The following is a 12,949-nucleotide window of genomic DNA, read 5'->3' on the forward strand; positions in this document are numbered from 1 at the left end:
TTAAACACGGGAAGGGTAAGGCGCGAGGTGGACGACGAATCAGACACTGTGGCCGGTCCGCGTCGGCGACGAAATCGCCTGCCGCGCAATCGGCAACGTGAACGAACGCTTCAGATGGTGCGCGAGCGCGGCGGTGCGATCGATGCGGTCGAGCTTGCTTCGCTCATGAAGTTGCATGTCACCACCGTGCGATTCCACCTCGATGCGTTGTGCGACGAGGGAGCGATCGAGCGCATCCGGATGAATCGGGATGGCAGGGGTCGCCCACGCACCGGATACCGCGCCGTAGCGGAGCGCCTGGACTATCGCATACTCGCCGAGATCCTTGCGATGGAGCTCGGCGAGACGGTAGAAACACGCGCTCGGCGTGCTCAGCGCGCGGGAGTGCAGTGGGCCGAACGGATCGCGACTTCGCGGCCTGAAGCTGTTGGGGGTCAAGGTGGTACGGACGCGGCGCGGGCCGGTGACCTGTTGGATAGAGGTGCCGTGCTGGCGACTGAGGTGTTCGACCGTATGGGGTTTGACGCCGAACTGGCCGCTGAATCAGAACCATCGGCATCGCTGTCGGCTGATAGCGAGCAGGTTTTCGGGGCCGAGCGGGTCATTCGTCTACACGCCTGCCCAGTGCGCGATTTGTCTCGAGCCCACCCCGAGGTGGGTTGCGGCCTACACCTGGGGTTGCTGCAGGGCTTGGTCAACCGGGCCGCGGGTGGACATGCCGACCACGACGAGGTGTCAGTGTCCGCCAGGCTCGAGCCCTTCGTCGAACCCGAACTCTGCATTGCTCGGTTGGGGCCTCGGCAATAACGGAGTGGTTGAGGTGCGGCCACCGCTGGAGGGCTCTCTGCATCCTGTCAAAGGGCTCGATGATCTCCGGGGACACCATCCTGGGCAACACCGCGCATGTCGAGCGCTCCCGCGTATCGGCGCTCACATTCCTCAACTACCTTGAGGGTCAACGAATCCGGTGCGGGTGGCCTAGGCCGCGAGGTCTCTGGTGCGCAAGCGTCGCCGAAGAGAGCGCAGTCGTCCCCGCAGTCGCGAGCCGATCACCTCTCTCGGGAGCTGGCTCGGACTTGGGTGTGCCACGATGACCCGTCCGCCGTCGGGGTCACATCCCTCGACGAAAGTAACCCCATTTTCGGTGTAGGTAAAAGTCGCGACATCATAGGCGAATAGACGCTGGGATATCTGCAGCAGTTCTGCTCGGTTGTCGGTCGCCCACATAAGGTACTGGACGCCCGTGGCGCCGATACGCCGCCGCCGGGGCGGTGCTTCCGAACGCAGATAGATCTGAAAACCGCCCGTTGTCAACAGTAGTGCGGTGTCCTGCTCCTGCAGCGCCACCTGGCACGAAAACACGTCGCAATAGAAGTTGATCGAGCGGGCCAGATCGGAGACCGTCACCAAAGACGACGCCACTGTGGCGGTGCCCCCACTGGCCGACCCGGGTTGACCCTCGCGGTCCGGGTCCGTCTTCATGACGACCTCCGATTATAGATGATTATTATCATTCATAATACGCCTTTCAGGTTTAGCAGAAAAGCTTCCGACTAGAAACCGGGATCGCTGAACGAGGTCCGTCTTGACGACCGCTGTCTTGCGGCGTCGGTGGTTACGGCGCCGGCCAGAGAGGAGCATCGAGTTCTGCCGCGTCATTGCCGATGTGGGCGGCGGCGCATCGCGCGAACAATTCGGACGCTGGAATTTTCGCGTGCTGGCGACTGGGTTATGTACATCTGGTCGATAGTCCCAGTCAAACACGATGTGCTGCGGGAAAAGATGGGGGGCAAGCGCGCGCTGCTCATGCCCGCACGAATGAGTGCCGACTACCACGAGTCGCACATCACCATCAGGTGTGATCCCAGCTGATTCAACAGGATTTTCGCCGACCGCTCAGCACGGATGTCGTTGTGAAGGACGCGGCCGTTGAAGGCGGCGTAGCGGCGCCTCGCACCAACGCGATCGGTAGATCCAGCGGCCCGACGAATCCTGGGGTTGAGCATGCGACAACTTATCTCGCACCCTTATCAGGCACATTTTTAAATGATAGTATTCCTTTATATTGACCGTCCCAACGAGAGAGGTAGGCAGCCGTGATCGTCGGCGATGTCTACGGCGGAGGCGCCGGACTACCGGAGATGGCCGAGTTGGGGCGTTGCAATACCGTCTTCTCGTGGTCGAAACCCAACGGCTACACAAGCTTGCAGTTGGTCATCGAAATCCCCGTCCGCTCGAGAAATCGGACCCGATTGGTGCCGGTCGAGGTGCAAATCAAAGCCCTCGCACAGGATCTGCGGACCAACAGCGAGCACACGATCGATGACAACTCCCCGCACGCGATACCTAGCCTGGCGCTCGGCCCGCTGACCCAAACCGCCCATGCCGCCCACCGACTCAATAGGGCACTGCAGCCAGTACAAGGCCACGTCATGCCCTCGGTCACATCGAATGCTGATGACGGCGACCGGAACTCACCGCCTGGGATCGACCTCGACGCACGTGCCCCACGCAGGACGGCTGCGATGACGCGCCCCGTCACAACCCCAACGACGCAGACAACGGGCAAGGCGGAAGCGCGCGTGAGGCCGTCGAGCACCCAAAGCTGCTCCGCGTACGCGAAACTGGCCAGCTCGATCCCAAGGCTTCAACCAACTTTTTCCCGGTAGGAGGCAACGTATGTCCGCGCCAACTCTGCACGGCAATGCACCCCTGACACGTCCCAGCGTCGAGCGAGGTCTGCGATTTAGATTGAAGCCCGCACACCGATCCTCCGGGTTCGTGCAGGGTGCGTGGTGGCCCCGCACCGATCAACTACTCACTGAACTTCCGCCTCTGCTGACGGCCCTCACGCGGCGGCTCGGCCAGATCGACCACGTGATCTTCGATGAGACGTATTGGACGCCAGCATCATTGCGCATGGAGGTTATGGGTCGCAGCATCCTCCTGGAAGGCTCTGCGCAATCATCCACCAACACGCTGACGGTGATCGGTGAAGGGTTCGGCAAGCTAGTTCTCCTGGTCGTTCCCCCCTATACCAAACCAGCGCGCGCATACGCGGCCGTGATGACAGCATCGAAACCCGATGACGTGTCAAGCCCCGACGAACTGTTGGGGATCGGACCTCGGGAGGCGCAGGGTCGCCGCCGCGCAGTGCTGGCGCGCCAGCGTTGGCAGTCCGAGGGCAGAGTGCCGCGCCGTCTGGACTGTCAACGCGGTAACGGCAGCGTTGTAGAAATATTTCCGGAGGTGCGGAGTGCTCAGTGACGACGAGCTCGCTGCGCTGCGCGACATCGAGCGCCGGTTGTACCGGGGTAGCCCGGAACTGTTTCGTCTCTTCGACAGCGTGGAGCCGCAGCCGGCGACGAATCATCGTAAGCCGGCCAGGACCCGAGTGTTAATAGCTGCGGTCGCGCTTTCGGGGTTGGCGCTGCGGGGACCACGCATGCTCAGCGCGACCGAAGTCCGAACCCTGCGGCGCCAGCCGCCGTCGCGCACCGCCCGCGCAGACAGCGCCCTCGCCGAACGAACCGACCTAGTTGCGGATCCCGCCGGCCCGGTCGAGGAGCTGGGCATACTCCCCGCCCGGTCAATCACAGTCAGGGCGCCCTCCTACGGCTCATATACGGAAGAGGGACCTAGCCATCTCGATTGGGTACCCGAACACGTCGAGTCGCCTAGTCAAGAGGTGTTGGTGTTTCCACAAATAGCAGTCCGAGCTCGCGAACGAGTACCAACAGCCAAAGCCCGGGCGGAACTGGAGAGAAAATGATCGTCCTCTCTGCAGTGGCCGCGGTCTGCGGGCTTGTCGTTCTCTGGCTGGGATCGCATTTTCGCGTCATCAAACAATATGAGCGGGGCGTTGTCTATCGATTCGGACGGGTGCAATCCGGCGTTCGCGGACCGGGGCTCACGTGGTTGATTCCAATCTCCGATCGCCTCGACAAAGTGAACATGCAGATCATCACAATGCCGATACCCGCCCAAGACGGCATCACCCGCGACAACGTCACCGTCCGGGTCGACGCCGTCATCTATTTCAATGTCGCCGATCCGCAGCGCGCGTCTGTGGACGTGCAGGACTACATGTCCGCAGTAGGACAGCTCGCACAAACATCGCTGCGTTCGATCATCGGCAAGAGCGAGCTCGACGACCTCCTGTCCAATCGCGAAGGTCTCAACCAGGGCCTGGAATTGATGATCGACAGCCCCGCGCTGGGCTGGGGGATCCACATTGACCGCGTTGAAATCAAGGACGTGGTGCTGCCGGATACGATGAAGCGCTCAATGTCGCGCCAAGCCGAAGCCGAGCGCGAGCGACGGGCACGGATCATCACCGCCGACGGCGAACTGCAGGCATCCGACAAGCTGGCTGAGGCGGCCGAGGTGATGGCCGAGCACCCAGCCGCGCTGCAACTGCGACTCTTGCAAACCGTCGTCGAGGTCGCCGAGAAGAACTCCACCCTGGTACTTCCGTTCCCCGTGGAACTGCTCCGTTTCCTTGAGAAAGCCACCCCGCAACAGCAGGGGGCCACAGTAGGCACCACGCCCGCCGAAGCGGTCCCGCTTCTCAACGGTCAGACGCCGAATGTAGATATCCCGACGATCCACGACGACGCTCGCAGTCTGCCTCTCGAAAGTGTTGCAGGCCAACCCTTCCGGCTGAACCAGTAGCGCCCGTATAGCCGACATTGCCTGCCCGTCAGACCGTCGTGGGCAGTGGTGACTACAGCGCCCACTTCCAGAACAGATCGGAGCTAGGACAATAGCCATGACGGAGCAAGCCCAAACTCAAGCAGTGGTCGTTGGCATTAACGGCTCTCAGGCCGCGATCGACACCGCCGCTTGGGCGGTGGCAGAGGCGGTCAGCCGCGGCGTGCCCCTACGCCTCGTATACGTCCGCCCCGCCACTTACACATCGCGCGTGGCTGTTAAGGGCCGTCCATGGGACGTCGTACGTGCCGAAGCAACCTTAGACCGCGCGGAGATGGCCATTGACCACATGGGAAAGCCGATACAAGTCGAAACTGTCATCCGGCGCGGCCGTCCCGATTGTGTGCTCGTAAACGAATCCCGTGGAGCGTCACTGATCTGTGTCGGCTCGGAGAGAAAAGGACCCTGCGCACGAATGCCGCTCGGTTCGACCGCGGCGGCCCTAGCGAGGCATGCGCACTGCCCGGTAGCGATCGTCCGGTCCGGCGGCACAGCGGAATCAGACATCGGTTGGATCGCTGCTGTGCAAAACGACGACGCCGACAATGACGCGGTCGTGCACCGCGCGATGGAGGAGGGGCGGCTGCGCAGAGCGCCGGTTCTTCTGATCGATATGCGAGTCGATAGCTGGGTGCGACGCTATCCGGACGTTCATGTGCAAACCGTTGCTGTGCGCCGAGGTGCGACACGACGCAACGACATCCGCAGTGATTCAATCCAATTAGCGGTGGTGGGTAGTGCAGATGCCGAGCACGTCGCTCGACTCGTCTGGCCGGCTTACCATCCAGTACTGGGCTACGCCAACGGTTCAGTGCTGCTGGTCCGTCAGTGATCGTGACATCGCCAGAAGCGCGCCGCGCCCACTGGTGAATCAAGCCGTCGCCCGGAAAAATCGCTGATGCGTTCGATCACCTCGACCAAAAGGGAGGGTTTGATATTGGCCATTCGTGTCTGGACGATCGGTCATTCAACACGCGCCTTCGAGGACGTAGTGACCATGTTGCGCGCCACCGCGATCACCGTTCTGGTCGATGTGCGCTCCTATCCGGCGTCGCGAAAGTTCCCGCAGTGGAACCAAGCGGCGATAATCGAGGAGATGCCGACCGACATTGACTACCGGTGGCTTCAGAAGCTGGGTGGTCGGCGCCATACCCCGGCTGGTGTCGAAAGCCCGAACGGAGGGTGGCGAGTCAAGGCGTTCCGTGACTACGCCGACTACATGCAAAGCACCGAGTTCGCCGATGGGCTGAGCGAGCTGCTCCAGCTCAGCGACCACCTCCGTCCGGCGATCATGTGCAGCGAGGCGGTCCCCTGGCGCTGTCACCGCAGACTGATCACCGATGCGCTGATCGTCGCCGGAGCCGAGGTCCGCCACATCATGTCCGCATCGACCACGACCCGAGCGACGTTGAGCGACTTCGCCCATGTCGATGGCGGCAACCTCACCTACCCGCCCGCCGGATGAGGACCAGGTGAGCATCGTCGATGACGTCTGTGAAGACGTCCAAACCATTCCTCTTGGCTCCGTCACGACTTACGGAGACATCGGCAGCAGGATCGGAGTCGGCCCCCGTCAGGTCGGCCGCGCAGTGAGTCTGCTCGACGCCAATGTGCCGTGGTGGCGAGTCGTCCGCGCCGACGGGACCCCCGCCACCTGCCATGGTGGCCGCGCCCGCGCGCTGCTGATCGAAGAAGGCGTCCCCTTCCATGCCAATGGATGGCGCGTAGACATGAATCGTGCTCGATACCCGGGGGCCGGAGCTCGCCGACAATGATCGTTCGAGAATTCACCGGACATCTTCGTGTCGGGTGGACGATCAGTATCGCCTGAGCGACACCGACATTCATACCACGGAAGATCGCAAATCCCGCCGGACAAAGTGCATTGTCGACGACTGCACCTCCGATGCGCCTCGACCGGAATACCACACCGCCGAGGATTACCTGCGCTGACGATCTCCTTATCGGTGCCGCAGACGCCGATAGCCAAGCCGTCGACCAGTAGCTCGTCGGGTGGGCGGCGCGGGTCCGCCACGTCCTCGACGCCTAGCGATTCGGCCGTCTTGGGTTGCACGGTCAGAGCTTGCATACTCGAGTAGTTGCCGGACTGCAGTGGTTGCAAACACGCAATGGTTGCGGTGTGATAACAATTAGGCGGTTCTTGTCGATTGGAGGGTTATGGCTGAGCACAACAACAGCCGGGTATCGGCGGATCAGGTGGAGTCGGTACTCCGCGCGTCGCGGGCTTTGGTGGGCATCACCGCAGCTTCGATCGCCGAAGTCGACGATGTTGTCACCGTCCCACAATTGCGCGTGATGATGATGCTCGCGACCCGCGGTCCGTTGAATCTGGGGGGCGTCGCCGTCGGCCTGGGAGTGGCCCCGTCCAACGCTAGCCGTATTTGCGATCGACTACTTAAGCTCGGCATAGTCGACCGCCGCGACGACCCGTCAGATCGCCGCCAACTGGAACTAACGCTTACCGCCGACGGAAGCGCATTGATCGAGCGCGTCATTCGTCACCGCCGGACCGCGATCCGGCGGATTCTCCGCAAGTTGGCTTCCACTCAACGCGATCAACTGGCCGCTGCACTGGACGACTTCGCGACTGCTGCCGGCGAACCCGTCGCCGAACATGATCGCGCGTTCATATGAAGAAGTCGGGCCTATCGACGCCGTCTGTTTCTTATGCGCTTCTGCTGATCGGGCGACCACAGTGTGCGCGACGCTGAGCCATCGCACAAGAGTTATCGCACCTTCAGACTGGGATTGTGAACTTCCAGGTCGAGAGTGAAGATTTAATAGGACTGGCTTCCGTCCTGATGCCGCATTTTGCAAACGGAAATCGGTCACGCTCCAACCCCCGCAACGCCTTTCGCTGAGAGTCGCACGTTCTGCAGACACCATCTCGGCGGCCAACGGTCTCGGAGGCTCACCGCGAATGTCACGAACGCGAACGCTCGTGCCGATAGACAGTGCGTCCCGTTTGTGGACGTAGAACCGTTCGACGCCTGGACACTTTCGGCCAAGCGATTCGGCGACAAATTTTCATATCGCCTCGTTCAAATAAGGAAAGCCAAGCCCAGTAGCTCGACGAGGTAGCTCGCCGAGCGCCGGGATGTCCAGGACGATAACCGTTGGGGAGACTCGGTATGCATCGCGAGTTCGCGCTCGGTGACGGTCCCCAATCCCGGCGCCGCGTTCGATGGGTTTCGTGGGCAGATACCGGCTAAGTTGCCCGACCTGTGCATGGGAATCCTCGGACAAGTCATACCCATGGTCCACGCTGAACGTCAGTTCCTCACCGAGCAGGGTCACCGCGGCGGTCCTGGTTCCTGGACGCTGTCGGCTCTACCACCATCGGGGCACGCAATTTGACGATTGGTCTGGTCAGATCTGGGTTGCCGAAATGCTGTGGGATTAGTCCGGTTCAGATCGGGTTACCCGCAACTTATGGTGTATCCAGCGAGGCTAGGACGATCTGCGACAGTTGGTGTCGCGCTACTGACGACGCTAGCCGCCGGTTGCGGAAACGATGCCGACTACAACTCGTCGAACCGCGGATCGGGCACCGATACCGAGCCAACATCAGTCGAGAACGCGTTCATCGTGCCCAAGTTTCTGCCAGGCTCGTGCGCGATTCAGGTCGGAGAAAGTGCGAACCTCCGTTTCACGGTGTCCAACATTAGACCCGCGGAATCAGAGCGACTGCTTGGGATCACGACAGACGCCGCCGACATGGTTCGGATCTCGCCGACTGCGACGGTGGAGATTCCGCCCAAATCAACCATCGCGGCGGGCCAGCCCGTGGAAAACCTTGACGACCCTGCCGCACCGGACGAGCCGTTCACCGTGACCCTGGAAGGCATGAAGGGCAACGTCACACCCGGGAAGTCGGTGGACGTTACGTTCCGATTCGAGAAGCGCGGGGAGCTGGAGTTCCTGGTTCCCATCGAGGCGTGCCCCACCCAGAAGTAGCTTGACCATCTACCAAGTCACCTAATCCGCCGTCGCACAATCTATTGGGCGGAGTGCCCATATGCGTGGTCCTGTTGAACGAGCCGTGCTCGGCGCTGGTTCCGGTCTCGACACTGGCAATCGAGAACTGATCAACGAGCTGAAGAAGGTTAGATTTAACCATCGTCATCGTCAGGCACAATATGCAGCAGGCGGCGCGGGTGAGCGACTGCACCGGGTTCGTCAACATCAAGGACACCGGCGCGCTCGGCAAGCTCGTGGAGATGGACGACACCGAGAAGATGTTTTCCAACCCGAATCAGAAAGCTGCCGAAGACTACGTTGTCGGCCGGTTCGGATGATGCTAACGCGACATCGGTCGCGTCGGGATTCCGCTACGCATTCGGCGCCATAAAGGCAGCCCGAACCAGGTCGTTGCGATGACGATCAGCACGATGATGGTGACTGGTGTCGAGCCGGTTGGGCCGAATATCAGGTCGGTGATGAGAAAGTCCACCGAACCCATGCCCGCAGCGAGCAGAACCATCGCGGTTGTCATCTGCCGACCGGCCGTCTTGACCAATCGGGCCTTTGTCGTAAGACTTCCCACGCAGCCGGCGGTAGGCGGGCTCGCCGAGCAGAAAGATTACCGCCAGCGTCGTGGACAGGAACGCCACAAAGTAGACGCCCTGCTGTTTTCGGTTCAAAGCCGGACATCAGCACCGTTACTCCGGGGATGATCATGCGAAGCTCGCCGCAAAACTCATCGAGTTCGCGGTCAAGGGTTTCCGGGTCACGATCCTGCGGATCCGGAGCATCTGCCCTCGGTAGACATGAATCGTTTTTACCGTGACGTGCGCCTATGAGGGTTGTTCGCCGGTGGTTGCGGATTCGACGTAGCGGGCCGCCTCGGCGGCATGCTCGGCGGCGACGTAGACGTCGTAACGCTGGGCTCGGAGGGTCTGCACGCTGGAGAAGTCGCGTCGACCGCGCGTGGACCAGTGCGACGCGAAACCGAAGATCGCACCCCAGATGGCGCCGACCACGACGGCGACCAGCACCATCCACAGCCACAGCGGGCCTACGACGACGATGGCGAAGAGCAGCCCGACGAGCACGCCGAACCAGGCGCCGCTGGCCGAACCGGCGAGGGCGGCCTTGCCCTTCGTCATCACTTTCGGTGACGTGCTCGACGTACGGACACCATCACCCACGATCCGGACATGCTCCACCGGGAATCCGCAGCCCGACATTCGGTCTACAGGTGCTGGGCCGCCAAGTAGTGGGGCGAAATGTGTTGTTGATTGGGTGTGCCCATATGTTGGGTTCGTCATCTGCATCTGCTCTCTTAAGGTTCCGCGTGACGGGCGATTGAGTTTGTGGTACGCACCATGGAGCGGCATTTCTCTCGCACCAGATCCGATGCGGCATCGTTATGGCGTGGGCGTTCGTCGATTGGATAATGCGCCGAGCACGAGGGCCCCGATGACAGCGAGGGCTCCGACGGCAGCCAGGGTGATCGTCCAGATCCGGCGATCCTCGAGGTCCAATTGACACAGCCGAGTGAACTTCGTGTCGACCACGATCCCGCCGGGAACAGGGATGTTGGCGGCGCTTCCGTCGTCGTTGGCACGGGCGGCAGACAGGTCGGGAGCTATGGCGCTTCCGCACCCGACAGAAGACTCCCCTTCAGGAGAAACCGAAAGAGGAACAAGTAGACCCGCCGTTGCGACGATTAACGCCACAACCCCCGCGAACAAGGCGATCCGTCGCACGATCACACCTGACCGCTTACCCGGGCTGCGTGGTTTCAACCCCCGACTGGCCGACGACCGTCAGCAGTTGGTCTCGATGGTGAAATCGTGAGCCGGTGCGCAGGCGCTCGCTGCGGCGAACCCGACCTGGCTGGCGGGATTGCTGACCCGCCGAGTGCCGCTAGCCGCCGACTGGCCGAGGCGCTGATCGTCGTGGAACCGCGCGTCGACGAGCGCGTACTCGGGTCGTTCGCCGTCCTGATCAATCGGGTCGACGAGACTGGTAGTCGGAGAATCGGCGAGACTGGTAGCCGGAGAAATGGATTCGCTTTCCGATTCGATCTACACCCACATCGGTGGGGCACTGACCGACACTCACGCAAACCGCTTCTGCCGTTAATTGCAAGGCGTACAACATGTTTCAGCAGCCTGAGAACATCAAAGCAGAAGATTCGATCAATCACATCCAGTCCTCAGCATTCGCACAGGGACTAGTGGTGCAGTAGTTGTGGTACGCGGATAGCTCCTTGGTGATACAGGTGTCAACGTGCTGTGACCCGGCGCCTCGTGTCGATCCGCGCAGTGCATGGATATCCACGGCACTGGATGCGCGCGCAGCATCTTGCACTCTGCGACAGAGCGGCGCGCTGGTGGATTCCCATTGCGCAACTCACGACCGATGCGAATCGCGGCTCGACACAGCTGAGCGACAGACCGCTGGGCGACAGTACGTCGGGAATAGAGACTCGGAAGGAGAAAGCAATGGTTGAACAACCAACACAAGCAGGTTCGACGGTGGCACCGCAGGAGCACCCACGGCAGGTTGTCAAAAGTTTCACCCGATACCGCGATGCCGAAAACGCAGTCGACCAACTCGCCAGTCAGCCGTTCGACATTGAACGCATCGCCATTATCGGATCGGAGCTGCAATTCGTTGAGGAGGTCAAAGGTCGGCTAAACCGCGGCGTCGCCGCCGCGCAAGGCGCGGCCGGCGGAGCCCTGGCGGGCGCCTTGATCGGCTGGATCTTAGGTCTGTTCGACCTGCTCCACCCGATCATCACCGGGCTCGTGCTGGCCCTTTACGGAGTCGTGCTCGGCGCCGCGGTCGGAGCCGTCGCGAGTCTCGTGTGTCATGCGTTGCGGGGTGGCCGACGCGACTTCCAAGCCTCCAGCGCGCTGCGGCCCCGGCACTATGACGTCGTCGCGGATGCTGCCGTGGTCGAGCGTGCCCGACAGTTGCTCGGCGCGCACGACACTGCGCCTTTTCAGCGAGAAGCCGGATGACGGCCGAAACGCGCACCAGGCGCGCCGGAATCCCGGCGCTGGCGGTTGCGGTCACGCTCGTGTCGGCAGGGTGCTTCAACCCGCCGGAACAGGTCAGCAATCCGTCAAGCGGGAGCCCAACCGCCACCACGACTCCGCTGGCCGAGGAGTCGTCGGGGGCGACGACCGGCTTTGTCGAGGTGGTCGAACGGGTCAGCCCCAGCGTGGTTACCGTGCTAACCGACGGTGGTCAAGGCAGTGGTGTGGTGTTGCAGCCCGACGTTGTCGTCACCAACGCCCATGTGGTCGGTCAACAACGCAACGTGTCGATCGTCTTGGCCGACGGCACACGATCGCCCGGGGAGGTGCTCGGCGCCGACGAGGTCACCGATGTCGCGGTGGTGCGCACCGAACGTGGTGATCTACCGGTAGCGCAGTTCCGCAGGGACCTCCCGCGCCCGGGCGAGCGGGTCCTGGCCATCGGCAGCCCGTTAGGGTTTCAGAATTCGGTGAGCGCCGGCATCATTTCCGGGCTGCACCGCGATGTCCCGGGCTCGGCCGCGCAGACTTATTCACTGGTTGACCTCATTCAAACCGACGCATCGATCTCACCGGGCAACTCCGGCGGCGCACTGCTGGACACCCAAGGGCGGGTAGTGGGCATCAACGAGGCCTACATTCCGCCCGCGGCCGGAGCGGTATCCATCGGATTCGCGATACCCTCGGCCACCGTGCTGGACGTGGCCGAGCAACTATCGGCCGACGGCACGGCCACGCATCCCTACTTGGGCGTATCCGCCGGCCGGCTGACCGACCCGATACGACGGCGACTCGACGTCCAGGTCGACCGCGGCGCGGTCGCACTCTTGGTCGACGAGGGCGCACCGGCCGCCCGCGCAGGTATCAAGTCGGGCGATGTGATCGTGGAGATAGCGGGTCAGTCGGTCGGCAGTGTCGAGGACCTGTTGAGCGCGCTGCGCCAGACACGACCCGGGCAACAGGTCGAGCTGGTGTTCGTTCGCGGTGATCAGCGCCAACATGTAGACGTCACGATCGGATCCCGACCCACCTGAACGCGAATGACTCACCGAGATAAAAACTTTCGGCGCTCGACGCACCATAACGGCAACGAACGTTAGGAGGATCTAGCAGTGCAGGCACTCACGGTGGTGTCGAGCTGGCCAAGCCCACCTCTTCAACGGATAGCTAGGCGATTCGGCACCGACAGACAGATCGCAGCGGAACTACCAGGGAGCCATGAC

Annotated in this window: 16 protein-coding genes and 1 pseudogene; 14 read left to right on the forward strand and 3 right to left on the reverse strand. The window is 62.1% G+C overall.

Going from position 1 to position 12,949, the window contains the following annotated elements; translation table 11 throughout:
• Nucleotides 1–27 precede the first annotated feature (27 nt).
• The gene (locus M1248_RS19845) at nt 28–807 is read left to right on the forward strand and encodes a helix-turn-helix transcriptional regulator (protein WP_410506698.1); all 780 of its coding nucleotides are present in this window, start codon (nt 28–30) and stop codon (nt 805–807) included.
• Between the two features lie 171 nt (nt 808–978).
• Here M1248_RS19845 and M1248_RS19850 read toward each other — a convergent pair whose 3' ends face one another.
• Nucleotides 979–1,482 (reverse strand): VOC family protein, encoded by a 504-nt coding sequence (locus tag M1248_RS19850; RefSeq protein ID WP_317149495.1) that lies wholly within the window; start codon nt 1,480–1,482, stop codon nt 979–981.
• Between the two features lie 614 nt (nt 1,483–2,096).
• On the opposite strand from M1248_RS19850, the gene M1248_RS19855 reads away from it, so the two are divergent.
• From M1248_RS19855 to pstB, 11 genes and pseudogenes are all read left to right on the forward strand, one after another.
• Nucleotides 2,097–2,669: a hypothetical protein gene (locus M1248_RS19855; protein ID WP_317149496.1), complete on the forward strand. Its 573-nt coding sequence runs from the start codon at nt 2,097–2,099 to the stop codon at nt 2,667–2,669.
• Between the two features lie 10 nt (nt 2,670–2,679).
• Nucleotides 2,680–3,267: a DUF5994 family protein gene (locus M1248_RS19860; RefSeq protein WP_317149497.1), complete on the forward strand. Its 588-nt coding sequence runs from the start codon at nt 2,680–2,682 to the stop codon at nt 3,265–3,267.
• Complete coding sequence (locus M1248_RS33420) at nt 3,257–3,772, forward strand: DUF3040 domain-containing protein (protein ID WP_410506699.1); 516 nt, start codon at nt 3,257–3,259, stop codon at nt 3,770–3,772. Before M1248_RS19860 ends, M1248_RS33420 begins: the two co-directional genes overlap by 11 nt.
• Nucleotides 3,769–4,674 carry a slipin family protein gene (locus M1248_RS19865; protein ID WP_317149498.1) on the forward strand — a complete coding sequence of 302 codons (906 nt, stop codon included), beginning with the start codon at nt 3,769–3,771 and terminating at the stop codon, nt 4,672–4,674. Before M1248_RS33420 ends, M1248_RS19865 begins: the two co-directional genes overlap by 4 nt.
• A 97-nt stretch (nt 4,675–4,771) precedes the next feature.
• A complete protein-coding gene (locus M1248_RS19870; RefSeq protein ID WP_163732412.1) occupies nt 4,772–5,545 on the forward strand; it encodes a universal stress protein in 774 nt (257 codons plus the stop codon).
• A 105-nt stretch (nt 5,546–5,650) separates the two neighbouring features.
• On the forward strand, nt 5,651–6,178 hold the full coding sequence (locus tag M1248_RS19875) for a DUF488 family protein (RefSeq protein WP_197905546.1): 528 nt from the start codon (nt 5,651–5,653) through the stop codon (nt 6,176–6,178).
• Nucleotides 6,144–6,488, forward strand: coding sequence for an MGMT family protein (locus tag M1248_RS19880; RefSeq protein ID WP_197905585.1), 345 nt, complete (start codon nt 6,144–6,146; stop codon nt 6,486–6,488). The genes M1248_RS19875 and M1248_RS19880 overlap by 35 nt, the downstream gene beginning before the upstream one ends.
• Nucleotides 6,451–6,666: a hypothetical protein gene (locus tag M1248_RS19885; protein WP_317149564.1), complete on the forward strand. Its 216-nt coding sequence runs from the start codon at nt 6,451–6,453 to the stop codon at nt 6,664–6,666. Before M1248_RS19880 ends, M1248_RS19885 begins: the two co-directional genes overlap by 38 nt.
• Nucleotides 6,667–6,963: 297 nt before the next feature.
• Nucleotides 6,964–7,368, forward strand: a complete 405-nt coding sequence (locus tag M1248_RS19890; protein WP_317149499.1) for a MarR family winged helix-turn-helix transcriptional regulator — start codon at nt 6,964–6,966, stop codon at nt 7,366–7,368.
• Nucleotides 7,369–8,388: 1,020 nt separating this feature from the next.
• Nucleotides 8,389–8,691, forward strand: coding sequence for a hypothetical protein (locus M1248_RS19895; protein WP_232076223.1), 303 nt, complete (start codon nt 8,389–8,391; stop codon nt 8,689–8,691).
• A 65-nt stretch (nt 8,692–8,756) separates the two neighbouring features.
• A pseudogene (gene pstB / locus M1248_RS19900) lies at nt 8,757–9,032 on the forward strand (phosphate ABC transporter ATP-binding protein); the annotation flags it as partial.
• Nucleotides 9,033–9,034: 2 nt separating this feature from the next.
• Here pstB and M1248_RS19905 read toward each other — a convergent pair.
• Nucleotides 9,035–9,280, reverse strand: a complete 246-nt coding sequence (locus M1248_RS19905; RefSeq protein WP_286201646.1) for a DUF6328 family protein — start codon at nt 9,278–9,280, stop codon at nt 9,035–9,037.
• Between the two features lie 250 nt (nt 9,281–9,530).
• The gene (locus tag M1248_RS19910; protein WP_163732385.1) at nt 9,531–9,902 is read right to left on the reverse strand and encodes a hypothetical protein; all 372 of its coding nucleotides are present in this window, start codon (nt 9,900–9,902) and stop codon (nt 9,531–9,533) included.
• Nucleotides 9,903–11,030: 1,128 nt separating this feature from the next.
• On the opposite strand from M1248_RS19910, the gene M1248_RS19915 reads away from it, so the two are divergent.
• On the forward strand, nt 11,031–11,708 hold the full coding sequence (locus M1248_RS19915; RefSeq protein WP_317149500.1) for a general stress protein: 678 nt from the start codon (nt 11,031–11,033) through the stop codon (nt 11,706–11,708).
• Entirely contained in the window at nt 11,705–12,760 is a 1,056-nt protein-coding gene (locus M1248_RS19920; protein ID WP_317149501.1) for a S1C family serine protease, read from the forward strand. The genes M1248_RS19915 and M1248_RS19920 overlap by 4 nt, the downstream gene beginning before the upstream one ends.
• Nucleotides 12,761–12,949 lie beyond the last annotated feature (189 nt).

Origin of the sequence: Mycobacterium sp. 29Ha (genome assembly GCF_032883055.1) — a bacterium.
GTDB classification, from domain to species: Bacteria; Actinomycetota; Actinomycetes; order Mycobacteriales; family Mycobacteriaceae; genus Mycobacterium; species Mycobacterium gallinarum.